We start from the raw sequence: 24,498 nt of genomic DNA, 5'->3' as shown, positions 1-24,498 counted from the left end.
TTTTGGATTCCCTGCCATATTGGGATGTTGGCAAGGGGCGGGGCGGGTGGCACAGCCACCCGCCCCGCGTCGTCATCGTTCCTATGTAGTGACGTTCTTAGTTACCCAACGCGGCCGCAACCACGGCGCGCGCTTCCTCCTGGACTTGGGCCAGGTGTTCCGGGCCGCGGAAGGATTCGGCGTAAATCTTGTAGACATCCTCCGTGCCGGAAGGCCGGGCCGCAAACCACGCATTTTCCGTGGTGACCTTGAGGCCGCCAATCGCCGCGTGGTTCCCGGGTGCTTCCACCAGCTTCGCGGTAATCGGCTCACCGGCCAGTTCCGTGGCCGTGACGTCCGCCGGGGAAAGCTTGCCGAGCTTGGCCTTTTCTTCCTTCGTGGCGGGGGCGTCGATCCGGGCGTAAGCCGAGGAGCCGTAGCGTTCCACCTGCTCATCGTGGAGCTGGGAGGGGGACTTGCCGGTTACCGCGGTGATTTCTGCCGCGAGCAGGTCGAGCACAAGCCCGTCCTTATCCGTGGTCCACACCGAACCGTCCTTGCGGAGGAAGGAAGCGCCGGCGGATTCTTCCCCGCCGAAGCCGATCTCGCCGCTCACCAGGCCGGATACAAACCACTTGAAGCCCACCGGGACCTCCACGAGGGTGCGGCCAATGCCGGCCACCACCCGGTCGATAAGCGAGGAGGACACCAGGGTTTTCCCGACGTTCACCCGCTCGGACCACTGCGGGCGGTGCGTGAAGAGGTATTCAATGGCCACTGCGAGGTAGTGGTTGGGGTTCATGAGGCCGGCATCCGGGGTGACGATGCCGTGCCGGTCGGAATCGGCGTCGTTCCCGGTGGCTAGATCGTAAGGAGCGCGGCCGCTTGCATCCGGTTCCATGCGGTGGAGCAGGCCCGCCATCGCGTAGGGCGAGGAGCAATCCATGCGGATCTTGCCGTCCCAATCCAGAGTCATGAAAGGCCAGGCCGGGTCCACTTCGGGATTGACCACGGTCAGGTCAATGCCGTAGCGGTCTGCGATTTCCTGCCAGTATTCGGCCGAGGCGCCGCCCATCGGGTCCGCGCCAATGCGCACGCCCGCCGTGCGGATCGCCTCGAAATCAATGATGGTATCCAGCGCGGTGACATACGCATCGCGGAAATCATAGGTGCCCACCTTCGCGGCCGCATCCTCATAGGGCACGCGGGCGATGTTCTTCCACCCCGCGGCGATGAGCTCATTGGCCCGCGCTGCGATCCACTTCGTGGCATCGGTATCCGCCGGGCCGCCATTGGGCGGGTTGTACTTGAAGCCACCATCGCGCGGCGGGTTGTGGGACGGCGTAATAACAATGCCGTCGGCCAGGCCCGGGCCGTCCAGGCGCAGCGCGTGCGGGGCGCCGTTCGCCTCCAGGATGGCCAGCGAGACCGCCGGGGTGGGAGTCCACGAGCCGCGAGCATCCACCCGCACATCAGCGCCGTTGGCTACCAGCACCTCGATAGCGGTTTTTTCCGCCGGGAGGGACAGCCCGTGGGTATCACGGCCCACGAAAATGGGGCCGTCATAGCCTTGCTTATTGCGGTAGTCCACGATCGCCTGCGTGGTTGCCGCGATATGGGCTTCATTAAAGGCGCCATCGAAAGCTGAGCCACGATGGCCGGAAGTTCCGAAAACCACCTGCTGGAGGGGGTTAGTCGGATCGGGTTCGATATCGTAATATGCCGCCACCAGCTCATCAACATTGATGAGATCTTCGGGGCGGGCCGGGGTTCCTGCGCGTTCGTTCATACATTGAGTATCCCACGAATTGCGCTCCAATCGCGGGACTTGTTCCGCGGGTGGATAACATCGCCGTTGCTGCCGTGCGTACGGCTGTGTTCGGTGCCCTGCGTGCGGCTGTGTTCGGTTCCCTGCGCACGGCTGTCCGCGGCTTCTGTGGTGCGCGCGAGTTCTTCGTGGAAATTCCCCCAGTGCCCGGCGCGCGCGGCCAGTGGAACTTCCTCGCCGGGAGCGACCGGCCCGGGCGCGGTGGAACGTTTCCCGCGGGTGGCCGGCCCGCCGAAAGGCGCACCACCCAGGGCTTCGCGGCCGTGCGGGCTGAGCCATCCGGAGGTATCCGGGCCCAGCGGCACGATCTGGTTGGGGTTCACGTCCAGATGAACCCGGTAATAATGCGAAGTGATGTGCTCAAAATCCACGGTGTCCCCGAAGCCGGGGGTCTGGAAAAGATCGCGTGCGTAGGCCCACAGCACCGGCATCTCGGTCAGTTTCTTTTCATTGCATTTAAAATGCCCGTGGTAGACGGCGTCGAAACGCACCAGGGTGGTAAAGAGGTGCACATCCGCCTCGGTGATGTGATCGCCCATGAGGTAGCGGCGCTGCTCCAGCAGCTCGGAAATATTGCGCAGTGCGGTAAAAAGGCGCAGGTAGGCGCGGTTATAGGACTCCTGACTGCCGGCGAAACCACAACGGTAGACGCCATTATTAATCTCGGTGTAGATATAGCGCATGAGCGCGTCCATGGGCTGGCGCAGTTCCGCGGGGTAAAGATCTGGGGCACCTTCGCGGTGAAAATCGCGCCACTCGGTAGAAAAATCGAGCGTCATCTGCGCAAAATCATTTGTGGCGACGGCGCCGCTAGCAAGATCCACCAGGGCTGGAACAGTAATTCCCAAGGAGAAATTCGGGTCGCGGGCCAGGTAGGCATCGCGCAGGAAATGAATTCCGAGCACCGGATCCACTCCGCCCGCATCGCGGTCAAAAATCCAGGACCGCTCATCGTGGGTGGGGCCGGGGATGCCTAGCGATATAGCATTTTCCAGCCCGAGCAAGCGGCGCACAATCAGCGTGCGATTCGCCCACGGGCAGGCGCGCGCCGCGATGAGGCGGTAACGCCCCGGCTCCACGGGGAAGCTGGTGCTGTCGCGGCTCACGCGCGTGGTGATATAGCGAGCGTCGCGGCTGTAGCCTTCGCCGCGGCGAGTAAATGTTGCTCCGATGGTCATTTCGCCTCCCTGCGCGTTGGTGAGTATTGGGTGTTGATCGGGGCATCGGTTGCTGATGAGCCCTGATCGTTGAAGAATATATCAGATTGGGTGGGCGGGGGCCAGGTCTCCGCGCGCGGTAAGTCGGGTGAAGCGTATAGGTTAGAATATAAGTAATGTAAGTCACTGCATATGCAGTGTGGGACTCGCGAATCAAAGGCGATACGGAGGAGACTTGCGGCAATGACGGTAGACGTGATCGGGCTTGATTTCGCATATAAAGCCCAGCAGGAACAACGCATTATTTTTTCGGGCGCCACGGCGAGCTTTTCACCGGGCCGTTTTTACGCACTCATGGGCCCTTCCGGTTCCGGCAAAACCACACTCTTCCGCATTCTTGCCCGCGAGTTAGAACCTGACGCGGGAAAAATAGTCATCGCAGGCAAAGACCTTGCCAGCATTCCACCGCGTGAATTGCGGGCATCAGTCATGTGCCGGATTTTCCAGGACTATCTTCTCATTCCGTTTTTATCACCCCTCGACAACCTTCTTCTAGCGGCTGAGATCACCACGGGCCGCTCAGGTAAAGAAGATAAAAAACGTGCCCTTGAGCTTTTAGACCGCGTGGGGCTAATAGAGCACGCGTATAGGAACGTTGATTTACTCTCCGGTGGTGAACAGCAACGAGTCGCTATCGCACGAGCATTAATGGGCTCGGCACGAATCCTCCTTGCGGATGAACCCACCGGGGCGCTCGACCGTGACAACACTGAACATATAGCTCTTTTACTCGCTGACCTTGCTCACGAAGAGGGCCTTATTGTTATTGCGGGGACTCACGATAGCCAGTTCGCTGCCCATGCCGATGCCATTGTTCGCATCAGTGAGCATCAGCTGATTCTGGAGTCATGACCATGGGTAAACAGCGCGTCCTCCTCATCCTAAAAATGGCGGGGCAGCGTTCTTTCGCTACCTTGCGAACCGCACTCCTGGCGCTTATTGCCGTAGCGCTAGCGGCCACGGTGGCCGCCTGCGTATCCGCACATGGACGTGCGGTGGAACGCGGTGCTACGGCTTCGTTTGGCTCGTATTTCCAGCAAGTGACGGGAAATGCCGCAGTGCAAAGCTATATGGAAAAGCTTGGGAGCAGCGGGCGCGCGGTGGCCCTTTCCCGAACCCGGGCGAATCTTCTCTCTGCACAAACCCAAAGCGCCACGGTTGCTGATGTGACTATGACCAGCGGCCCGGCAAACATCGGAGTATTGCGCCAGGGAAGTTATCCGGCGCGGCCGGGGGACATCTCCATCAGCGTGGAAGCTGCCCGGCAATTAAACCTGAGCGTGGGTGATGTTCTTGAACTCGTCGATACTCAGGTCGCAGAAGGGGATAAGACCGGAACCGCTGCGGAATTCCGGGTGAGCGGCGTGACCGAAAACCCCGCCTCCATTCGGGAGCTAAGCGGCGTTGCATTGACAGATAGCTCGGAGGTACTCGGTCAAGCCGATGTGTGGCTTACCAATGAATCGTTGGCGCCGATTGAAGTTGAGCTTACCCGCGGTGGCGGGCAGGCGACGACGGCCGCGGTAACGTCGGCACGAATGGGCGCATACACACTCAGCAATCAGGCTATCCCACCGCAATTGGCATGGTTTATTGGCTTGGTGATGCTCAGCGTGGTGATTGTGGCTCTCTACGGATCGGGCCGGTCGCGAAGGCGTGAGATCTACCGGATCCTCCTTTCTCTGGGTGATACCCGGTGGAAGGCTTCCGCAACAACGTGTGCATCCGCCACCGTGACCGCCCTGGTCGGAGGGATTCTCGGGTGGGGTAGTGCTGCCGCTGTACACGTGAGTTTCGCAGGGGCCCTCGGAGAGTATGTCGAACAGCGCTGGGAAGAACCGGAATGGGGAGCCATTAACTCAACAGCGGTAGCGGTGCTTCTTCTCATGCTTATCGGTGGTGTGCTCGCCGCTGGCACGACGGTTTTCTTCGAGGCGCGCCGGCACCGCAGAAAACTGCACGGTGAGATATTTTCACGGCGGCTGTTATTGGGGATTGGGATTATCGGCACGGTGCTCGCCGTAGCTTTCGTCGCAGCACGGCAACTGTATATCTTCCCTTACGGGCACTACGCGGCGATGATTGCGGGTGCTTTGAGCATTCCGAGTCTCGCCTACGCACTTCAGCCTGGAAGCCGGCGTTACCCTGTCACCGCGCGCTTGGCACAGCGAATGCAGAAAATGGCGTTATTGGGTATGGCTGTGGTTTTTGTCCTTTCCTATTACGCTTCCCTCTACGCGAGTAGTGTGGCGGTGCTAAGTAACTGGACTAGCCGTCAGGTGAGCGGCGAAACAAGTTATCTCTCCATCACGGGTGCTAATAAAAACGCGGTCGATAACCTGATGCAGCGCTACCCAGAAATCTCGGAGCGCGCCGCTATTTTCGGTGACGTAGCAACACACGACCGGATGTATAGAATTGTGGATTCGGCGGGAGCTCCGTGCATTAAAAGCGCATCTGATCTTGGTGATTGCCCTACCGCGGCACTGGACTTGGTCATGGTCGCTTCCGGTGGGCTTCTTGACCGTGGGTACGTTAACCACGCCCCGGCTTCTTTCGTTTCCGAAAGTGGGGCGACGACGCTACTCGGAATCGCGCTCTCTGACGGGCAGGTAACCGGGACCTTTACGGCTGATGGGCTCATCGCGGATGAGCGCCTGGAAAACAACGTGCTCAGCGGTTTGATTCTCCCACCCGATTCTCCGCTACTCACGCAGTTAGGCGTGGGGGAACCATATTCGTACACGGTTATTATTTTTGGCTTCGGAAGCTTTTCTGATGAAGTCCGCGACGGTATCCGCTCCACGGTTTTATTGGAAGCGCCCTTCGCGTTCCTTGTTGATCCAGATGAACCAGGAATACGGCAATTGAAGGCACAAGCGGTAGTGCGCCAGCTGCTGGCCCTGTTGGTAGCTCCCGTCGTGCTGCTAGCAACAGTGACGGCCGTAGTCTCTGAACAAACGACGGAACGCCGGCTCATTGAGCTGGGCGGCGGAGGGAATCGCGCTCGTTGGCGTTTGGTGGCGCCGTTGATCACCAGCTACGTGCTCAGCCTTGGCTCCGGGGTTGTTCTTGGCCGGTTGGCCGCAATGGACCGCCTGCCCTTCACGTATTCTCCGGTGACGCATGACTATGGATGGTTGTGGGCGCTCACGCTCGTGGGGTTGCTTGCCGTACTTCCGGCGCTGCGATTGGGAATCCGACCTTTCGCAGAAAATGTGAACCGCCGGTGAGCTCCCTAGCGTATCGCTTCATGAGAACTCGCTCTACCTGGCTCTACCCGAGCGCCAGCCCGGCGAAGAACGCTGCGATGCCGAGGATGAAATTCCCGAGCAGGAGGCTGATGCAGGCCCAGTAGCGGCGCTTTTCGAAGAGGCCGAGGGCATCGGTCATCGCCGTCGAAAAAGTAGTGAAACCACCCAAAAAACCGGTGGTGACGTAAAGACTGTACGGACCGATCCAGGCGGAAAGCGCCCCGCCGCCGGTCACGAGCCCGAAGAGGAAACAGCCGATCACATTCACCGTGAAAATCCCGGCCGGCCACGTCGGCTTGAGCCGCGCGGTGAGGAAAGAATCGAGAATCCCGCGGCACAGGGCACCCAGCCCGCCCGCTAGACCAAGAAGCAGGAGCGTCATGCCGCATCACCGCCCGCGCGCCGGCATGTCGGGAGGAAGTGCCGACCCAGCGCTCGCCCGCAGGCCATCCCGGCAAACGCAAGCAGGAAACCACCGAAAAGAGTGCCTCCCGCAGCCAGCCCGGCCAGGCGCGCCAGCTCGCTTGGTGCACCGCTGAGGACCTCGCCGGTGGCCAGGTGGGAGCTGAGCGCCACGAAGCTCGAATAGGTGGTGAAACCACCGCAGAAACCGGTGCCGAGCAGCAGTCGCAACCGAGCCCCGTATCGATGCCCGCCCGTGGTGAAGAAGCCGGTGATGAGGCCGAGGAGGAAAGCCCCCGCGAGATTGACGATAATCGGCGCCGCCACGCTCGGGACGAGCGCGCGTGCTACCGTGCCGGCCCCGCCACCGAGGAACACGAGGAGCAGCCCGGTCGCGTCCCGATAGAGTGGGCGCGTTTTATCCGTAGAAGTAGACCCAGATGTAGCCGTGTTATTTTCCCTCCTCGCGCGCGGGGGCTTCGCCGGGTAGCACGGTCACGTAGCCGCCCTTATCGCTAGCAATATGCCAGGTGCCCCCGAAGGTTGCGCTGGCCCAGTCGAGAATCTGCTGTGCATCCCCGTGGTTAGCCTTCGATTGGGGCGCGAAGACCACCGCGTTCGCCCCGGCATTCCCGCGGGTTCCCTCCCAGTACACCGTATTATTCGGCACCAGGTAGGCCAGCATATGAATATCGGTAACCACGTGGGAACCATCCGGCACCGCGGCCAGGGCTTCCCGCGCGCCGGCGCGCTCCTCCGCGCTCGCTCCGTTGTAACGCCCCTGGATCCACCAGCCCACCGCGTTGGTGCGGGTACCGACCAGCGTGGCAATCACGCTGGCGGCCAGCGCGAGCGTGATCAAGCCGCGCTTGATGTGCCCGCTGCGCGTCGCACGTTCGCTGCGCGTAGTGCGTTCGCGGCCCGTGGCGCATTCGCTGCGCGGGGAGCACTCGCCATGCGTCGCGTGCTCGGCATGTCCACGCCGCGCCCGAAGCCATACAGAACGCTCCAGCCGCCCCAGCCCATCGAGCAGCGCAATGGTGGCAATCGGCATGAGCACGGCGGAATAATGCCAGTCCAGGCCCCAGTAGAATTCCACGTTTCCCGTGAAACGCCAGGCCAGGGTCGGGAGCATAAGCAGAATCCACGGGCTGACCAAGCCCACCACTCCGGCGCTGCCCAGCAGCACCGCCAGGGTCATCAGCTTCGTAGCCGCGCCGGTGAAAAGCCCGGCATCGCCCGTGAGGCGATCCGTGTAATCCCAGGCACCGTCCGGATTGAAAGCCGGCAGCAGCACCCAGATAGAAAGTACAAACCACACCGCGCCCCATATCGCCAGGCCCACCGCCCAGCGCCCCGCAGGGCTCGCCCAGAGTGCCTGAGCTCGCGCGCTCCGAGTTTGCGCCGCCGTGGCGGCGCCGTCGTCGTTCTGCTCCGTTGCGCCGCAGACCGCCCGCCTCTGCGCGAAAAACTCCGCCAGTAGCGCGGCTACGCCGAAAGCGATCAACGTGAGGCCGAGGTCTTCTTTGACGAAAACGAGCGTTCCGAGCGGGAGCGCGGCGCGCCGGTAGCGACCCTCCACCCAGGCCGTCAGCCCGTAGGCGAGGAGGGGCACCGCGAAGGCGATCTCGTGGAATTGCGCGGCCACCGCGGCCGACAGCCCCCAGGACACCGCGTAGAGCAGGCCGAAAGCGGTCCCCACCCCTGCCCCGCAGCGTGCCCGCGCCAGGCGGGTGAGCGGAATCGCGGAGATCGCGAAGAGCGCGTTTTGCACAATTAGCAGGGTGGCGCCGCTGGGCCACAGCGCGAAAATCGGGCCGAGCACCACGAGGATGGGATGGAAATGATCGCCCCACAGGTTGAAACCAGGGCCTTTAATATCCACGATGGGCGCTTCGAGATGCGCGTAACGCTGGGCGAGCTGCGTGAAAATGCCCAGGTCCCAGGAGGACGTCTGCATAGAAGCCCACTGGTGCAGCGAAAAAGCGGTAAAAAGAATAAAACTAAGAAGCGCAACCAGGTAGGGAACCGGGTCGGTGCGCAGCGGGCGGTACCAGGTCGCGGTGCGAGCCAGCGTCATGCGGTGCGGCACCGGCATGCGGCGCGATACTGCCGTGCGGCGAGTCATCATCATCCGTTTCTCACCTTCCGTCCGTGCCGTCGCGAGCCACCACCACATAGCCGGCATCCTCGGTGACAATATGCCACTGCCCGCCCACTTTCGCGGTAATCCACGCCACCACCTGGGCGCCGTCCCCGTGGTTGAGCCGGTTGGAAAACACCACCGTGTCAATATGCGCGCCCCCGTAGCTGTGCTCCCAGTACACGGTATTGCCCGGCACCACGTAGGCCATCATGACCACGTCGGCGAGGATATGCCGCCCGGTGCCGGCCGCCGCCNAGCCAGCACGCCCAGGGCATCGCGTTGCGCGGGTGCGGCCGCGGGAGCTTCAGATTCTTGCGTCTCCGGTGGTGGTACGACGCCGCCGCGCGCACCCGCCCGCGCGAGCCCATCGGTCAGCGCTACGGCGATCATCGGCGCGAGCACCGCCGAATAGTGCCACAAAATAGTCCAGTAATAGGGGTTATCCCCCACGAAACGCCAGGCGAGAGTGGGGAGCAGCAGCGCCGCCCACGGGCTGCGCAGCCCCACGATTCCCAGGGCAGCCACGATATAGCAGAGGGTGCCCCAGCGGTTAGGCTCGAGGAGCATGCTCGCCAGGTCGAGGCCTTCGCGCACCCGCCCGGCGTAGTCCCACTGCCCGGAATTATTGAAAGCCGGGAGGATAACCTGGGTGGCGGCCAGGAACCAGGCGGTGCCCCAGGCGGCCAGGAAGGCGCCAATGCCGGCCAGTTCGCGCGCCCCGCGCCAGCTGAGCAGCGCCACCAGCACCCCGAAGCAGGCTACCGTGAGGCCGAGGTCCTCCTTGACGAAAACCAGCAGGGAGATGAGCACGGCGGCGCGCCGGTAGCGGCTCTCCAGCCAGGCGGTTAGCCCGAAAGCGAGCAGGGGCACCGCGAAGGCTATTTCGTGGAATTGCACCACGAGCGCGGACGTGAGCCCCCAGCTGGTCGCGTAGGCCACCCCGATGAGGGTGCCCGGCACGGAACCCACCCGCGCCCGGGCGAAACGTGCGATGGGATACACCGAGATCCCGAAGAGTACCGCTTGGAGGGTGAGGAGGCTCAACCCGGAAGGCCAGAGCCAGAACAGCGGCCCGGTCAGCAGCAAAATGGGATGGAAATGATCGCCCCACAGGTTGAAGCCCGGGCCTTTAATATCCACGATGGGTGGGAATTGCCAGCGGGCGTACTGGTCGGCCAGTTGGGTGAAAATACCCTGATCCCACGACGGGGAGGAGAAGNGCCGGCCCGCCGCGCATTAGATAATGTCCTTCTTCTGGAGGTGACGCAGCGCGAACCAGCCGATGGGCACCCGCGCCCAGAAGGTGAGCAGGCGGTACAGGATCGCGGTGGAGAAGGCCACCGAATACGGCAGGCCCGCGATGGTGAGCCCGCCGGTGAGAGCCGCTTCCACCGGGCCGATACCACCGGGGGAGGGCACCAGGGAGCCCACCGAATTGGAAACCAGGTAGGTGATCGCCAGGGTGACCACCGGCAGGGTCTCCCCGAAGGCCGCCAGGGAGAAACCGAAAGCCGCCACGAAACTCACCGTCATGAGAAGGGAACCTCCGAAACCCGCGAGAATCCGGGACGGGTGGGTGGCTAGCCACACCACGCGCGGCCACACCTGCTCGATGGTGGGGCGCACCAGCTCAATGACCTTGCGGCGCAGCGGGCGAATGAAGTAGACGGCCGCGCCCAGGGCTGCCACCGTCGCCACGATGAGCATCACGGAGGTGCTCGGGATGGAAAGATTCCCGAAGTCGCCGGTGAGCAGCCCGAGGGCCAACAGCAGCAGCACCGTGGTAATAAACTGGGCGATCTGCACCAGAGATACCGTGGCCACCGCAACCGGGGTGGCCACCTGGTTGCGTTGCAGGTAGCGCAAATTGAGGGCGAGCGGCCCGATGCCGGCCGGCATAACCAAGCCCAGCACCGAAGCGGCGATCTGCACCTCGCTGGTTTCCCACAGCGGCAGGCGTTCGGCTGTGTAGGCCTTCAGGCACAGTGCCGCGCCCACGTACGTTGCGAAACTGGCGATAAACGCGGCGAGCATCCACCACGGGTTGGCGTTGCGAATCGTTTCTTGCAGCTCGGTGAAATTAATGGAGCCGAGCAGAATAAAGATGGCAAGCACCCCGATGACGATGGTAATAATCGTCTTCGCGGAGAATTTGCGCAGCTGGATGGTCTGGGTGGCGGTGCCAATATCCTGCGGGAGGACCTCCAGGAGCACCTCGCGCATGCGCTGCACGCCCTTTTTATCCTCGAGTTCGGCCAGGGTTTGCGCCGGCATAATGGTGCGCTGGATCGTCGGGGCCACCGAGGAGAGCCGGTCGCGGGAAATGCAGCGCAACGCGGAAGCGACGGCACGTTCCGGGCCCACCGCCACCGCCTGGAGCAGGTACAGCTGCGCCAAATCAATATGCCGGGAAAGCTCATTAGAAGAAAAACTGCCGTTGCGCCAATGGGTGATGAGGGCTTCGTCTCCGCGCACCGCGACCACCCCGGCGCGGATATCGTGGTGGGTGAGCCCGCGTGCGTGCGCGCGTTCGAGCGTGGACCACATGGAGTCCAGCGCCGCGTCGGAGATATCTTCCGGCTCCAGATCCGTGAGGGGAACGGCCTCGATATCAGCAAAAGCGACGACGGCGGACGCGCCGGCCGCCGCGTAATGTGCATCGCGCCGCGGGGCCACCCCGGCGTTCACCGCGAGGGCTTCCATGAGGAGGGTGCGTTCGGCAGTTTCCTCCACGTTATCCCCGGTCCGCTGGGTGACTTGGGTGAGGGTGGCTCGCTGCCAGGCACTGGCCAGGCGCCCGAGGACCGCGCGATCCGAGTCAATGAGGGCGGCAACGTAATGGGCGCCGTCGGCCAAAGTAACCACGTAGTGGCGGGAATTGACGTCCCCGATAAGCGGGCGGACCTCGTGGCGGGCCCGGGTGATGAGGGCGCGCACGTTAATATCGTCTTCCGGTTCGCCCAGCTGGTAGGCGTCCGCCGCGCTCGCGGGGAGCGCGCCTTCGCTTTCTGCGCCCGCATCGGCGGTGAAAGCGGCGTTGGTCTGCGCGCTGTGGCCGGTATCGCCGCCCGGCGCGCTATGCCCGGTGAGCGCCTCGCGCAGTTCTTTGAGAATCGCGGTATCCACATATCCGAGCGGGCCGGTTACGGGAACGGACCACGCGTGCATATCGGCGTCGTCGCCCGCATCCACGCGGATAATGCTGCGCGCGTCCAGGCCGGCGCGGCGAATGAGAGTGACGACGGCGGCGCCGGTGGCGCGGTCGGGCGAATCCCCAAAAGCGTAGAGCGCGAAATAGCCGCAGGCCATCCCCACGAACACGGTGGTGAGCGCGCCGGTCAGGGTTTGGGCGCCCTGGAGCACGGACAGCACCAGCACGATTCCCAGTGCCCACCAGCCGGTGCGCACCAGCCGGCCCTGGCGTTCGGAAGCGGCCACCACCAGGATGGTGGCGATAATCGAAACGTAGGGGAGCATACCCACGGCGGCTTGTTCTTGGATGGTATCCGAGAGGTCGATGGTGATTTGGGAGGTGGGCATGAAACGCTCGAAAAGCCACAGCGAGCCGTAACAGATGGCGAGTGCGCCGGCCATGGCCACCAGCGCGGTCACGAGGGTGCGCCAGCGCCGGTAGCGGATGATATCGAAGAAAAGCAGGAGGGGGAGGAAGAGTGAGACGAGGCCCTCGAGCACGTTAATGGGCATGGAGAAAATGGTGCGGAGGGTATCCGGGGCGGCGTTGGCGACGTCGTGCGTGACGGCCACGGTGGTGGTGTAGCCGAAGCGGGAGATGAGGAGCATCCCGGCGATGGCCAGGGTGAAGAGGATGCCGCGCAGCAGGTTGGCGGGGCGGCGGGTCCAGCGCGCGATTTCGTCCACGAGGAGGACGCGGTGCACGGCGGGTTCGGCAGGTTCCGCGGGTTCGGCGGGGAAAGTTTCCGCAGGCGCCGGTGAAGCGGTGGAAACGGAAGCGGGTGCTTCGGGCGCGCTTACCGCAGCCGGGGAGGCTTCTACCTCCCCCGGCTGGACCGGGCTTGTTTCCTCGTTGTGGCGCACCAGCCCAGTCTAGTTGATAGGTATTAGTTTCTCCTGTGACCCGGCGCGGTTATTCGGTGGGCGCGGTGCCGGTCGCGGTGTGCGTGCGGCGGTGTGCGCCCAGCGATTCGGAGCGGCACTACTCGGCGCGGCGCAGCCGCAGCGAATTGAGCACCACGATGACCGAGGAGGAAGCCATGGCCGCCGCGGCCAAACCCGGCAGGATAATCCCGGCCACCGCCGCCGGAATGGCGATGAGGTTATAGCCGAAAGCCCAGGCTAGGTTCTGGCGGATAACCCGCAAGGTGGCGGCGGAGATGCGCAGCGCTGCTCCCACATTGCGCAGATCGGAATTGACGATGGTGATATCGGAGGCGGCTTTGGCCACGTCCGTGCCCGAGCCCATCGCGATGGAGAGGTCCGCGGCGGCCAGAGCTGCGGCGTCGTTCACCCCGTCCCCGACCATCGCAACCCGCCGGCCCTCCGCGCGCGCCGCTTCCACCACGCGGACTTTTTCTTCGGGGAGGACCTCGGCGTGCACGATCTCGATCCCGGCGGCCCGGGCCACCGCGCGCGTGGTGGCCGCGTTATCCCCGGAGGCCAGAATCGGGGTGAGGCCCAGGTCTTTGAGCTCGGCGACGGCCGCGGCGGAGGTGGGGCGCAGCTGATCGCGCACCGTCACGAGGGCGAGCGCTTCGCATGCACCGGCTTCGCGTGCCTCGGTTTCGCGCCCGGCGGCTTCGCGCGCGTTCCCCTCACGCCCGCGCGCCGCGCCGTCGTCACCTAGGCGCGCCAGCATCACCAGGGACGCCCCGCCGCTCGCGGCTTCTTCCAGAACGTTTTCCCACTCGGAGAGATCCACTCCGGCCTCCCGCAGTGCCCGCGGGGACGTCGCGTAGTAGCGCTGCCCGCCGATGGTGGCGCGCACGCCCTGCCCGGCCAGATTCTCAAAATCGGTGGCGGGGGCGAGCTGCAGCCCCTCTTCACGCGCCCGGGTCACAATGGCGCGGGCGAGGGGATGCTCGGAATAGTTTTCCACGCTCGCGGCCAGGGCCAACGCTTCTTTCGCTTCGTTGAGCGCGTATTCTTGGTGGGCGGTTTCTTTGTGAGCTGCCTCTTTTTCAGCCGCTTCTTTTTTGGTGGCTTCTTTTGTAGCGACGACGCCGCCAGCCGCGCCATCGGCCCCCGCCGGCGGGAGAATCACCCGGTCCACGGCCATGGTTCCGGTGGTGAGGGTGCCGGTTTTATCCAAAATAATGGTGTTGACGCTGTGGGCGCTTTCCAGGGTTTCCGGGCCGTGGATAAGGATGCCGCGCTGGCTGGCCCGCCCGGAACCCACCATGAGAGCGGTGGGTGTTGCCAAGCCTAGAGCACAGGGGCAGGCCACCACCAGCACCGTAATGGCGGTCATGATGGCCAGGTCCAGGGGGTTACCGAGCGCCAGGCGCACCCCGAATGTCGCGAGCGCAATGAGGATAACGGCGGGCACAAATACCGCGGAAACCCGATCCGCCAGCGCCTGCACCGGGGCTTTCCCGGATTGGGCGCGGGTGAGGAGGCGACCCATCTGCGCCAGGGTGGTATCGCGGCCCACCCGGGTGGCCCGCACCCGAATCGCGCCAGCGGTGGTGAGGGTTGCCCCGGTCACCTCATCGCCCGGGCCCACGTCAATGGGGGTGGATTCGCCGGTGAGGAGGCTGGCGTCCACCGCGGTAGTCCCGGAGACCACCACCCCGTCGGTCGCAATTTTCGTACCGGGGGCCACGAGGAATTCGTCGCCGACGGCCAGGTCGCTGGCAGAAATAATTTCATCAACATCCGCTCCGGAGGCGGTGCGTACCCGGCGTGCGTCGTCGGCCCCTAAAGCGAGGAGGGACCGCAGCGCATCGCCGGCGCTGCGGCGCGAGCGGGTCTCCAGCCAGCGCCCCAGCAGGAGGAAGGTGACAATCATGGCCGCGGTTTCGAAATACACGTGGGAGCCGTGCGTGGCACCGGTGGCGAGCGTGTGGATGCCGGTCATGGACATGCGGTAGTCCGCGCCGCCGGCCCCGCCCCACAGTAGCGCCCAGATCGACCAGCCCAGCGAGGCCAGGGTGCCCAGCGAGATGAGCGTGTCCATGGTGGTGGAGCCGTGGCGCAGCGCGGCGGCGGCCGAACGGTGGAAGGGCCAACCGCACCAGAGCGCGATCGGGAGGGTGAGCGCACCGATGACCCACTGCCAGTACGGGAATTGCAGGGCCGGGATCATGGAGAGTGCCACCACGGGGATGGAGAGGGCCAGCGAGATCCAGAAACGGCGCCGCAGCGAGGCGATGCGGGCGCTTGCTTGGGCGTCGGCTGCTTCACGCGTAGCTGCTGCGCGGGCGGATTCGGCGAGCGTGCTCGGGTTGGTGGTGGCCGGGTGTGCGTCGTCGTGCGGATTGGTAGTGCCCGTGCGGGCGCCCGCGCCTGTAGTAGTGGCGCTCCCGGCCGTGGGGGTGAGGTCCGTGCGGGAAATGAGCTGGGCTTCGTAGCCGGCCGCGCTGACCTGGGCGAGGAAATCGGCGGTGCCCAGCTGCGCCCCGGTTTCGCTGAGTTCGAGGCGCGCTTCGTCGGTGGCGAGATTGACGGAGGCGCGTACTCCGGGCAGTTTATTGAGTTTCTTTTCCACACGCGCCACGCAGGAAGCGCAGGTCATCCCGGAAATCGCCAGGTTCACTTCGGCAACGGGCACGGCGTCAAGTTTTTCGGTCGCGGTGCTTGTGGTGTTGCGTGCGATGGGGTACGACGGCGCAGCTGCGGCCTGCGAGGGCTCGGACACGAAAAATCTCCTTACGTGGGCGCACTGAATGGGCCGCCGCGGGTGGTGGTCCGCGGCAGTGTTTGTCAAGGCAGCAGGTGCCTACATTATTTGTGCGAGCGGGTGGTGTTTAGCGGATGATCTCGGTCACGGTGTAGTCGCCGGCTTCGGATACCGCGGCTTTGAGGTCGTCGTCGGAAAAATCGTGCGGGGTGTACACGAGCACCGATGAGGTGCCTTCCGGGTTTAGGGTGACGAGCACGCTGTTGACATCCGGGAGAGCATCGAGTTCCGCGCTCACGTGCTTGACGCAGTTTTCGCAGGTCATCCCGGTGACTTTCAGCTCGATAGTGCGATCAAATTCTTCTGTTGCCATGGTGCGCCTCCTTCTTCAGCCCCGAGGTGGGGTGCACCCGGTTTAACACGAATCCTGGCGGTGCTATTCCCGCATGGCTTGTGGCTCAGGAAACCTAGTAGCGTTCTTCTTCGCGCATCTGTTGCAGAATCTCGCTTGCTGTTGGCCCATCGGGCGTCGGCTCGGCGGGCGTAGAGGCAAGTTCAACAAGCCCCGGCCACGGAATTGTTGCTTCCTGTACTTCCCCGTTTTTCCACAGCCGCAGCAGCGGCGAATCTTTCTGCTCGAGTGGCTTTTTATCCATGTGTTTCATTGTATGGCCCAAGGAATCGCTTGCTTCGAATTCGCGATCGCTGCGCGGCTAGAGTGTGCGCCGTCGCCGTATTTACGCGCCCAACAGAGCGAGGGGGATAACGTAAATTCCGTCGGGGCGGCGGTATGCCTGGGCGCCGGTGTTGAGGACCATGAGCAGCGGGTCGTGTTCGGGAATTTGCTTGCGTAACCACAGCAGGTGCTGCACGTCATGCTCGCTAATCGCGTTGGCGAGTTTCACTTCCACCCCGGCGATTTCTCCGCTCGGGCCCTCAGCTATCAAGTCCACCTCGTGGTCTCCGTTGCGGGTTCGTAAATGGAATACGCGGGCCCGGTTGGCTTCGGCTGCGACTCGCACGCTCAGCGCGGCTAGGGACTCGAATAATTGCCCCAAGAACTTCTGCCCGCGCGCGCCCAGCAATGTGGTTTCGTTCAGATTGAGTAGCCGCAGCGCCAGTGCCGGATCAGCTAACTGGTGTTTCGGGGCGAGCTGCAGCCGCTTCAAAGCAGTGCCGGCGGGTGCCCAACCGGGGATGGGATCCAGAATCCACAGTGCGGTCAGGTGTTCCCGATACGTAATCGTGGTACTTTTTGCGGGCTGCGTGCCATCCCCACCGGTGGTGGCATCTAATAAATTCGCGTACGACGTTGTGAGGGAACTTGCCGCCGCGTACGCGGCCAGCCAGCGGTGCAATACTTCCGGGCGGCGCACCGTTGCCCCGTAATCGGGTAAATCGCGGTCGATAATCAACCGCAGATACGAATCCAGTAACTCTTGGGTTACTTCAGCGGATTTCGTCATGATCCCGGGGAAGCCGCTCCGGGCTATGGCGCGGCAATAATCCGGCAAAGCAAAATCCGTATGGCCGGCTATGCCTTGATTCGGGTTCCGGAGCAGTTCGCCGAAACTCACGCTAGGTTCAACAAGTTCGCGTTCGAATAATGCCATCGGGCGCAGCCGTAAAGAGAATACTCGTCCGGCTCCGCTGTGCAGCCCGCTGGCATCGAAAGGCATGGCTGATCCGGTCAGCAGGAATCTTCCCGCAGGTGCACCCCCGTCTACCTGGCGCCGCACAGAATCCCACACCGCAGGGACTTTCTGCCATTCGTCCAATAAGAGGGTGCCGGGCGGGACGGTGGTGAAATCTGGGTCCGCGGCCGCCACATACTGAGTTTCGGGGCGGTCAAGCAGCCATACCGTATTCGCGCGCTGCAAGGCGGTGGCGGTTTTCCCTACGCCTTTCGCGCCGTCAATCGCGATTGCGGGAACTTCGGGAAGTAATGCGTCTAGCCGCTTATCAATCGCTCGCTCATGGTAACGCATAGCCCTATCCTACCGTTAGCAGGCGCCCTACGCTACCATTAGCCGGATTTCTATCCTACTTTTAGCCGGACTTCTACGCTACCTTGAGCCGGATTTGATTGAGAGTTTTACGTCCTAACGCCCGCGCCGGTTCACAACCACGCGGTGAATAATCCACCCCACCGCGATCACCAGGCACACCACCGCCACGATCTTCGCGAAAATCCCCACGTAATCTTCCACGATGGTCCAATTCGCGCCGAGCAGGTAACCGGCGTAAATCAGAATCGTATTCCAGATCGCCGATCCCACCGCCGTCAGCGCGGTAAATTTCAGCATCCCCATATTCGTTACGCCGGCAGGCAGCGAAATAAGGGAGCGGAAAATCGGCACCATGCGCCCGAAGAACACGGTCCAACTGCCGTGCTTATCGAACCAGGCCTCGGTTTTATCCACGTCGGATTGTTTGGTGAGCGGGAACCACAGCAGAATTTTGCGAGTGCGTTCCCGCCCGAGCCAGGCGCCCAGCCCATACAGCAGCCACGCCCCCGCCAGCGAACCGGCGGTACACCACAGAATTGCGCCGATCAGCGTCATATTCGAGGTGGGCGAGGAAGCCGTGAACCCGGCCAGCGGCAAAATCACCTCGGAGGGCAGCGGCGGGAAAATATTCTCCAGCGCAATAAGAAGCGCCGCCCCGAACCCGCCGATAGCGTCCATCACACTGACCACCCAGCCTGTGATCCCGCCCATCGCGCCCGGGTCACCGCCCGGCGCAGGTGCGGTCGCCAGGACGCTCGTCCATGCTGCTACGTTCACGCTTCTCCTCTGGTTGCGAACGCCGCGAAGTGCGGCACATATGCCGTATTTTTTACGACGACGCCGCCGCGCTGCCGCGCGGCCTGCCGGTTACCTTAGCAGGCTTAGCTGGCTGCGGTCCCGGGCGTGTCCTCCAGGAAATCCACGAGGCGGGCAGCCAGGCCGGTGTACCCGGCCGGGGTGAGAGCAAGAAGACGTTTCTCCACGTCCCCGGGCAAACCCAAGCCCGAAATAAATTCCCTCATATCTGCCGCGGTGACCTTCCGCCCGCGGGTGAGAGCCTTGAGCCGTTCGTAGGGATCTTCCAGGTGTTCGGCCCCACCCAGGGCCGCCGCCCGCATGGCCTGCTGGATCGGTTCGCCCAGCACTTCCCAATTCGCGTCCAGATCCGCGGCGAGTTTGGCAGGATTGGGATCCACCCCGGCCAGCCCGCGCCGTAAATTATCGAGGGCCAGATAGGAATGCCCGAGCGCCACCCCGATATTGCGTTTCGTGGAGGAATCGGTGAGATCGCGCTGCATCCGGGAGGTCACCAGCGTCTGGCTGAGTACCCCGAAAAGCCCGGAGCTGATCTCCAGATTCGCTTCCGCATTTTCGAAGCGAATGGGGTTGACCTTATGCGGCATCGTCGAGGAGCCGGTCGAGCCCTGCGCCGCCAGGTTCTGATGGAAATAATCCAGGGAAATATAGGTCCACATATCGGTGGCGAGATTATGGGCGATGCGATTGACGTGCGCAATATCGTCGAAAAGATCGGCGAGCGCATCGTAGGACTCAATCTGGGTGGTGAGCGGATTCCAGCTCAGCCCTAAGGATTCCACAAAATCGCGGGCCAGGTCCGGCCAGTTCGCCTCCGGAACCGCGGTGGCGTGCGCGGAGAAAGTCCCGGTGGCCCCGGAGAATTTCCCGTAGTATTCCGCGGCTTCCACCCGGCGCAGGGAACGGTGCAGGCGGTGCGCGAAAACGGCAAGCTCCTTGCCGACGGTGGTGGGCGAGGCCGGCTGCCCGTGCGTATGGGCCAGCATGGGCAGCTCCGCGTGCGTGCGGGCCAGATCGCTCAGATCCGAAACCAGGCCCCAGGCGCGCGGCAACCAGCAGCGGCGTACCGCATCGCGCACACCCAGCGCCCAGGCCAGGCTATTAATATCCTCCGAGGTGCAGAAAATATGGACCATTTCGCGCAGGTGGCCCAGCCCGCCAGCGTCCATGCGCTTCTTGATGAAGTATTCGACAGCCTTGACATCGTGCCGTGTTTCCGCCTCAATGGTGGCCAGCTCGCGTGCCGCGGCGTCGTCGAACTTTTCAGGAAGTGACCGCAAATATACGACGGCGCTGCCGGGCAACGCCCCCACCCCGGGAATCACCGCGCGTTCGCACAGGAAAATCAACCATTCGACTTCCACGTGAATCCGGTAGCGGTTGAGCGCGGCCTCGCACAGGTAGGGCTGGAGCGGGGCGGTGGCGCTGGCGTAGCGGCCATCTAAGGGGGATAGCGGCCCGGAAATATTCGGGACGGGGGTGGGTTCGGAAGCTGATTCTGGCGCGCGCTGCTCACTCATGGCTCTATTCTGGCAGATCCGCGCCCGGCTGGCAGAACCGCGCGGGCACATACCGCTGCGTCCGGTGCCCGTTGGTGGCTGGGAATGCACGCCCGCCTGGCAGAACTAGAGGTAGGGCCGGGCGGCGGCCAGCGTTTCCGCGCCGTAGGAACCGCCGAAAAGTGCGGCGTGGAGGATGAGGATGTGCAGACTGTGCAGGCCGATACGGTGCTGCCACCCGGAAGCGAGCGGGGATACCTCGTTATAGCCGGCGTAGATTTCCTCCGCGAACGGCGCGCGGAAAACCGTGAGGGTGGCCAGGTCGGTTTCCGCGTGTCCGCCGTGGGAAACCGGGTCGATGAGCATCCCGCCGCGCTCCGTCCACATCACATTGCCGCTCCATAAATCGCCGTGGAGCAGGGCGGCCGGGCTGTGCACCAGAGCCGGCTGAGGGCTATCGAAAGTTCCGTCGCGCAGGCGCTCGCATAAACGCTCCAGGGCGTGGGTGCCGCTCGCATCCAACGCACAGTTATCGCGGGCGGGGCCCAGGTAGGGCTCGATGCGATCCGCGGCGTAAAACTCCCCGAAGCTGCGGGTGGGGAAATCGGCGGGAACCACCGGCAAATCCCAGGAGCCGAGCCGGATCCGGCGGGATCGGTCAGCGGTGGATGGGGCTGCTTTTCCGGGTTCGGCCGGGCTATCCGGCGAAATCGTGTTGCTGGCCGGGATCGCGCTGCCGGGAGCCTGCCCGAAAATCCGGTGCCCGGAGGGATCCCAGGCGTGAGTGCGGGCCAGGCGGGCCCCGAATTCCCGCGCGGCCAGCGCGGTGGCGCGCACAGAGCGCAAGCGTTCTTCACGAATAACACCGCGGTCATGATCCGCGGCGGTGGACAGAAGGGGCACGACGGGCGCCCCGCCATGCGGCGTGGCCTCGGCCAGCTCCGCCAGCGAGAGCGCCTCACCCCAGATCTCGGCCGGATCGCCGGTTTTCACAAAGGTCTCCATACCCGCATCCTACGGCGCCCCGTGCCGGGCGGCGCACCGTTCCGGATAAAACGGTGCGGGCGGACGGGGTGGGACGGTGCGGCGGACATGGCGCGGACGGACACGGTGCGCAGTATGGAGCCGCCGGTGCGGCGGACACGGTGCACGGCGCGACGGTGCGGCGGCGCGGAACGGCCCCGGGGTGGCTCGCGGTGATGGTGCACAATAGAAGAATGCAATGGTTCCGCCCCGAATTAGCCGATCTGCCCAGTTACGTCGCCGGGAAACGCCCCCGCAACGCCGATAGCGTCAAGCTCTCCAGCAACGAAGTTCCTTTCCCGCCCACCCCGGCGGTGGCCGCCGCGCTCGCGGCCGCGGTTGCTCAGGGCGGGGAGCTCAACCGCTATCCCGATATGTCCTGCGCGCAGCTCACCGCCGCGCTCGCGACCTACGAGAACTGGGATCCGGCCGGCATCGTGGTGGGCAACGGCTCCACCGCCCTCATCGAAAAATTCTTGCAAGCCGTGGTCACCCCGGGTGGCGACGTAGTCAGCCCGTGGCGCTCCTTCGAGGCATACCCCATCGCCACCATTGCCGCGGGCGGGCGCTTCGTGGGCGTGCCGCTGCGCGCGGATGGCACCCACGACCTGGACGCCATGGCCGCCGCCATTACGGACAATACCCGCGCCATCCTCCTGTGTTCGCCCAATAATCCCACCGGCACCACCATTCCGCACGCCGAGCTAGCGAGCTTCCTCGCCAAGGTTCCCGCCCGCATGCCGGTGCTTCTCGACGAAGCCTATATCCACTTCGCTCCCGCGGTGGGCGAAAGCCAGGCGAGCCGCGCCGTCGTACAAAACGGGAAGGAACTGGCGCGCCAGTACCCGAATGTGGCGGTGGCGCGCACGTTTTCCAAGGCGTTTGCGCTGGCCGGGCTGCGGCTGGGTTACCTGCTCACCAGCCCCGCGCTGGCCGAGCCGCTGCGCCGTATCGCCACGCCTTTTGGCGTGAATCGTCTCGCTCAGGTGGCCGGTCAGGCGGCGCTCACCGAAGCGGATACCGTGCTGGAACGCGCCGCGCAGCTCGCCGGCGCCCGCGATGAGCTGGCTGCCCAGCTCGCGCAGGCCGGCTGGCACACGCCCACCTCGCACGCGAATTTCCTGTGGGTTTCGGCGGCGGAACTGGACCGGCACGGGGTGAGCGCCGCGCGTTTCGAAGATGCCTGCATGGATGCCGGGGTGCTGGTGCGGGTACTCGGCGAGGGCGTGCGCATCAGCGTGGCCGAGCCGGAAGGCAGCACGCGGGTGCTCGCGGCCGTGCGCGCGCTCGGCGAACGCAGCAGCTAAAGCCGCGCCAGCTAGACCAACGGTGCGGCCGTTCCACACGCGCCGCGTACCAACAAGCGCCGCGCCAGCTAGAACACTTCTTCGGCGGCTCGCCGCACCGTAAACCCGTGGCCGGTCAGCTCTGACCAGCAGGAAATCCCGGCGTATTGGTCGGCGGTGCAGGCGAAACCGTGCGCGGCCACCACGCTGCCGTAGGGTACCTCTTTGGCGGTGCTCACCTGGGTGGAACACCCGGCGGTGGTGGTGCCCGTCAGGCCCACGGTGTAATTAGCCGGCTCGCCTTCGCAGCCGGGCGGCGACACATAGTCATAGGTGAAAATCGTGCAATTGGCGGCTTTTTCGTCGAGGGAGCAGCGCACGTTATTCATCGGGGTGGTGAAAGATTCCAGGCGGGTGGCCTCCGGCGGGGCGGGCCGCACCAGTTTCCACCACTGGCGCGAGGCCGCGAAAGATTGGAAATCCGCCGGTGCAGCAATATCGCCGAGCGCCGTGCTCAAGCTCAGGGTGTATTCGGCCCCGCAGCTGGAGGAGAGGGTCCGCAGGGCCTCGGTGAGCAGCGGGGCCTCCGCGGTATAGGTGCCGCCCGCGGCCGCCGCGGTGGCGTAATCAGCCAGGGTTGCCGCCGCGCTCTCCGGATTCGGGCAGGAGCCCGAGCTCAAGTCGTGGACCTGTTCGCGCAGCTGGGTGAGATCGGCGGAGGCGCTGCGCCCGGGTTCGGAACCGGCGGCGGTGGGCACCGGTGCGGCGGCGTCGTCGCCAGAAAAATACGAAACCCCCACCAGGGCGAGCACGCCCGCGAGAACGGCAGCGGCGAAAAGCAAGAAATACAGCGGCCATCGCGCCGGGCCGTGCGCGCCGTGTTTCATGCGTACTCCTTGTGCTGGGGATTGTCCTCCTAGGTTACGGCACCGCGCGCCGTGCGTCATCTTAGGTACGACGGCGCAGCTAGAGTGCCTGCCCCACGCGGCCCCGCCGTGGCCTTCGGCTAGCGCCCACCCAGGGCGGCGCGCAGCACGGGAAGAATCTGGATATCGCCGGGCAGCCACTCCACGCTATCGAGCTCCGCGGCGGTGAGGACGCGGGCATCGCGGTGCGCCGGGCCGAGGGTGATTTCCCCGAAGGGCCGCGCCAGCCACACCATCATCCGCAGCCCGGCGTTATGCTCCCCGGAACTGAGGTCCCAGGAGCCATCCGGGCTATCGGGATTGGCCAGCTGCCGGCCGATATCAATACCGCAGCCCAGCTCCTCGGAAATCTCCCGGTGCAGGGCCTCGCGCGGGGTTTCCCCAGGTTCCACTTTGCCGCCGGGGAATTCCCACAGGCCGTCCGCCCATTCGGGGTAGGAACGTTGGGTGGCCAGCACGCCGCTGGGATTGGTGAGGTCGGCGACGAGGGCCGCGCCCACCACCAGGCGGGGCGCAGATTCGGATTCGGATGTCATATCGGATACCTCCTCGCCGCCCATATTAATTCCTGGGGTGGGCGGTGCGGATATGCGTTCACCTTGTGAGTGAGTTCTGCCACCGGATAAACTGGCCGCGCATTGCCCCTCCCTACGGGCGCCGTTCACGCACCGTCCCCGCGCGTATCCGCACCGCTCCCATGTTGCCGATCACAGGAGATCACCATGACCCACCACTGGAGTTCTGAGGCGCTTTTCGGCTCCGGGGAGTTCCTCGCGCAATCGGTTAACCGCTCGTTGATTGCCTGGTCCGCGGAGCAGATCGCGGAGGGCGACAGCTTTGAGCTGTGGGCCTGCCCGGATGGGGCTGGGGTGCTCGGGGGCAGTGCGCGTGGCGATAGGAGCGCAGAACAGCTCGGCGTCAAGCGGCTTTGCGCCCTCACGGTGGACCCGGGCGGTATCCCGGCCGCGGCCATTCCCACGCGCGCCCATCTGGCCGGCTATGCCGCGTTGCGCCTGAGCGGCGTGCCTTCCCACCGGCTGCGCGAGGCCCTGCGCGGGCAGCTCCTGGTGGCGCGTCGTAGTGGCTCCGGTGAACTGAACGCTCTGACCGGGGTGCAGATTGCCGGGATGATTGATGATCTTTACGCGGGTGCCCGCAAGGAAAAGCTCGGGGTCACGTGGAACGGGGATGCGCCCGCGGTGGCACTGTGGGCGCCCACCGCCCGCCAGGTTCGTATTGCGGTGACGGGTGCGGGCGACGGCGCTGGTGCGGGGCCCGCTGGCCCCGTCACTGGCG

At 64.3% G+C, this 24,498-nt stretch carries 20 protein-coding genes and 1 pseudogene; 4 read left to right on the top strand and 17 right to left on the bottom strand.

Annotated features, from left to right (window positions below; all coding sequences use genetic code 11):
* Positions 1-97: 97 nt before the first annotated feature.
* Together pgm and CZ322_RS02320 are read right to left on the bottom strand one after the other, a co-directional pair.
* Entirely contained in the window at positions 98-1,768 is a 1,671-nt protein-coding gene (gene pgm, locus CZ322_RS02325; protein ID WP_087070051.1) for a phosphoglucomutase (alpha-D-glucose-1,6-bisphosphate-dependent), read from the bottom strand.
* The gene (locus CZ322_RS02320) at positions 1,765-2,985 is read right to left on the bottom strand and encodes a glutathione S-transferase family protein (RefSeq protein ID WP_087070050.1); all 1,221 of its coding nucleotides are present in this window, start codon (positions 2,983-2,985) and stop codon (positions 1,765-1,767) included. Before CZ322_RS02320 ends, pgm begins: the two co-directional genes overlap by 4 nt.
* A 222-nt stretch (positions 2,986-3,207) precedes the next feature.
* On the opposite strand from CZ322_RS02320, the gene CZ322_RS02315 reads away from it, so the two are divergent.
* Together CZ322_RS02315 and CZ322_RS02310 are read left to right on the top strand one after the other, a co-directional pair.
* Complete coding sequence (locus CZ322_RS02315) at positions 3,208-3,876, top strand: ATP-binding cassette domain-containing protein (RefSeq protein ID WP_159454977.1); 669 nt, start codon at positions 3,208-3,210, stop codon at positions 3,874-3,876.
* On the top strand, positions 3,873-6,257 hold the full coding sequence (locus CZ322_RS02310; protein WP_145989827.1) for an ABC transporter permease family protein: 2,385 nt from the start codon (positions 3,873-3,875) through the stop codon (positions 6,255-6,257). The genes CZ322_RS02315 and CZ322_RS02310 overlap by 4 nt, the downstream gene beginning before the upstream one ends.
* A gap of 43 nt (positions 6,258-6,300) precedes the next feature.
* On the opposite strand, the gene CZ322_RS02305 is transcribed toward CZ322_RS02310, so the two are convergent.
* From CZ322_RS02305 to CZ322_RS02245, 13 genes are all read right to left on the bottom strand, one after another.
* A complete protein-coding gene (locus tag CZ322_RS02305; RefSeq protein WP_087070047.1) occupies positions 6,301-6,660 on the bottom strand; it encodes a fluoride efflux transporter FluC in 360 nt (119 codons plus the stop codon).
* Positions 6,657-7,058 (bottom strand): fluoride efflux transporter FluC, encoded by a 402-nt coding sequence (locus tag CZ322_RS02300; RefSeq protein WP_159454976.1) that lies wholly within the window; start codon positions 7,056-7,058, stop codon positions 6,657-6,659. The genes CZ322_RS02305 and CZ322_RS02300 overlap by 4 nt, the downstream gene beginning before the upstream one ends.
* A gap of 73 nt (positions 7,059-7,131) precedes the next feature.
* Positions 7,132-8,814, bottom strand: coding sequence for a DUF2079 domain-containing protein (locus tag CZ322_RS02295; RefSeq protein ID WP_159454975.1), 1,683 nt, complete (start codon positions 8,812-8,814; stop codon positions 7,132-7,134).
* 7 nt (positions 8,815-8,821) lie between these two features.
* On the bottom strand, positions 8,822-9,043 hold the full coding sequence (locus tag CZ322_RS02290) for a hypothetical protein (RefSeq protein WP_143231813.1): 222 nt from the start codon (positions 9,041-9,043) through the stop codon (positions 8,822-8,824).
* Positions 9,034-10,005, bottom strand: coding sequence for a DUF2079 domain-containing protein (locus tag CZ322_RS02285; RefSeq protein ID WP_234984540.1), 972 nt, complete (start codon positions 10,003-10,005; stop codon positions 9,034-9,036). The genes CZ322_RS02290 and CZ322_RS02285 overlap by 10 nt, the downstream gene beginning before the upstream one ends.
* A 57-nt stretch (positions 10,006-10,062) precedes the next feature.
* Positions 10,063-12,882: a lysylphosphatidylglycerol synthase transmembrane domain-containing protein gene (locus CZ322_RS02280; protein WP_087070042.1), complete on the bottom strand. Its 2,820-nt coding sequence runs from the start codon at positions 12,880-12,882 to the stop codon at positions 10,063-10,065.
* A 118-nt stretch (positions 12,883-13,000) separates the two neighbouring features.
* A complete protein-coding gene (locus CZ322_RS02275; protein WP_087070041.1) occupies positions 13,001-15,661 on the bottom strand; it encodes a heavy metal translocating P-type ATPase in 2,661 nt (886 codons plus the stop codon).
* Between the two features lie 109 nt (positions 15,662-15,770).
* Entirely contained in the window at positions 15,771-16,016 is a 246-nt protein-coding gene (locus tag CZ322_RS02270; RefSeq protein ID WP_087070040.1) for a heavy-metal-associated domain-containing protein, read from the bottom strand.
* 94 nt (positions 16,017-16,110) lie between these two features.
* Positions 16,111-16,299, bottom strand: coding sequence for a hypothetical protein (locus tag CZ322_RS02265; protein WP_087070039.1), 189 nt, complete (start codon positions 16,297-16,299; stop codon positions 16,111-16,113).
* Positions 16,300-16,380: 81 nt separating this feature from the next.
* On the bottom strand, positions 16,381-17,631 hold the full coding sequence (locus CZ322_RS02260; RefSeq protein WP_087070038.1) for an ATP-binding protein: 1,251 nt from the start codon (positions 17,629-17,631) through the stop codon (positions 16,381-16,383).
* 114 nt (positions 17,632-17,745) lie between these two features.
* Positions 17,746-18,429 (bottom strand): DedA family protein, encoded by a 684-nt coding sequence (locus CZ322_RS02255; RefSeq protein WP_016441929.1) that lies wholly within the window; start codon positions 18,427-18,429, stop codon positions 17,746-17,748.
* A gap of 104 nt (positions 18,430-18,533) precedes the next feature.
* Entirely contained in the window at positions 18,534-19,988 is a 1,455-nt protein-coding gene (gene purB / locus CZ322_RS02250) for an adenylosuccinate lyase (RefSeq protein ID WP_234984424.1), read from the bottom strand.
* A 105-nt stretch (positions 19,989-20,093) separates the two neighbouring features.
* On the bottom strand, positions 20,094-20,972 hold the full coding sequence (locus CZ322_RS02245; RefSeq protein ID WP_087070037.1) for a fructosamine kinase family protein: 879 nt from the start codon (positions 20,970-20,972) through the stop codon (positions 20,094-20,096).
* Positions 20,973-21,184: 212 nt separating this feature from the next.
* Here CZ322_RS02245 and CZ322_RS02240 point away from each other — a divergent pair, with 212 nt between their 5' ends.
* Positions 21,185-22,297, top strand: a complete 1,113-nt coding sequence (locus CZ322_RS02240; RefSeq protein ID WP_234984423.1) for a histidinol-phosphate transaminase — start codon at positions 21,185-21,187, stop codon at positions 22,295-22,297.
* Between the two features lie 68 nt (positions 22,298-22,365).
* Here CZ322_RS02240 and CZ322_RS02235 read toward each other — a convergent pair whose 3' ends face one another.
* Both CZ322_RS02235 and CZ322_RS02230 read right to left on the bottom strand, forming a co-directional pair.
* Positions 22,366-23,163: a hypothetical protein gene (locus CZ322_RS02235; protein ID WP_087070036.1), complete on the bottom strand. Its 798-nt coding sequence runs from the start codon at positions 23,161-23,163 to the stop codon at positions 22,366-22,368.
* Positions 23,164-23,282: 119 nt separating this feature from the next.
* Complete coding sequence (locus CZ322_RS02230) at positions 23,283-23,738, bottom strand: (deoxy)nucleoside triphosphate pyrophosphohydrolase (protein ID WP_087071136.1); 456 nt, start codon at positions 23,736-23,738, stop codon at positions 23,283-23,285.
* Positions 23,739-23,924: 186 nt separating this feature from the next.
* On the opposite strand from CZ322_RS02230, the pseudogene CZ322_RS02225 reads away from it, so the two are divergent.
* Positions 23,925-24,498 (top strand): annotated as a pseudogene (locus CZ322_RS02225) (DUF3372 domain-containing protein); the annotation flags it as partial.

The sequence above is a fragment of the Actinotignum timonense genome, assembly GCF_900155575.1.
Lineage (GTDB): Bacteria > Actinomycetota > Actinomycetes > Actinomycetales > Actinomycetaceae > Actinotignum > Actinotignum timonense.
Note: the sequence above shows the minus strand (reverse complement) of the source record. Positions and strands in the feature narration are given on the sequence as shown.

Bases quoted from the DNA above. Each gene is read 5' to 3' on its own strand.
- purB (WP_234984424.1), bottom strand. From the start codon at position 19,988: ATGAGTGAGCAGCGCGCGCCAGAATCAGCTTCCGAACCCACCCCCGTC.
- CZ322_RS02230 (WP_087071136.1), bottom strand. From the start codon at position 23,738: ATGACATCCGAATCCGAATCTGCGCCCCGCCTGGTGGTGGGCGCGGCC.
- CZ322_RS02260 (WP_087070038.1), bottom strand. From the start codon at position 17,631: ATGCGTTACCATGAGCGAGCGATTGATAAGCGGCTAGACGCATTACTT.
- CZ322_RS02305 (WP_087070047.1), bottom strand. From the start codon at position 6,660: ATGACGCTCCTGCTTCTTGGTCTAGCGGGCGGGCTGGGTGCCCTGTGC.
- CZ322_RS02270 (WP_087070040.1), bottom strand. From the start codon at position 16,016: ATGGCAACAGAAGAATTTGATCGCACTATCGAGCTGAAAGTCACCGGG.
- CZ322_RS02310 (WP_145989827.1), top strand. From the start codon at position 3,873: ATGACCATGGGTAAACAGCGCGTCCTCCTCATCCTAAAAATGGCGGGG.
- CZ322_RS02315 (WP_159454977.1), top strand. From the start codon at position 3,208: ATGACGGTAGACGTGATCGGGCTTGATTTCGCATATAAAGCCCAGCAG.
- CZ322_RS02245 (WP_087070037.1), bottom strand. From the start codon at position 20,972: ATGGAGACCTTTGTGAAAACCGGCGATCCGGCCGAGATCTGGGGTGAG.
- pgm (WP_087070051.1), bottom strand. From the start codon at position 1,768: ATGAACGAACGCGCAGGAACCCCGGCCCGCCCCGAAGATCTCATCAAT.
- CZ322_RS02235 (WP_087070036.1), bottom strand. From the start codon at position 23,163: ATGAAACACGGCGCGCACGGCCCGGCGCGATGGCCGCTGTATTTCTTG.
- CZ322_RS02320 (WP_087070050.1), bottom strand. From the start codon at position 2,985: ATGACCATCGGAGCAACATTTACTCGCCGCGGCGAAGGCTACAGCCGC.
- CZ322_RS02265 (WP_087070039.1), bottom strand. From the start codon at position 16,299: ATGGATAAAAAGCCACTCGAGCAGAAAGATTCGCCGCTGCTGCGGCTG.
- CZ322_RS02240 (WP_234984423.1), top strand. From the start codon at position 21,185: ATGCAATGGTTCCGCCCCGAATTAGCCGATCTGCCCAGTTACGTCGCC.
- CZ322_RS02295 (WP_159454975.1), bottom strand. From the start codon at position 8,814: ATGATGATGACTCGCCGCACGGCAGTATCGCGCCGCATGCCGGTGCCG.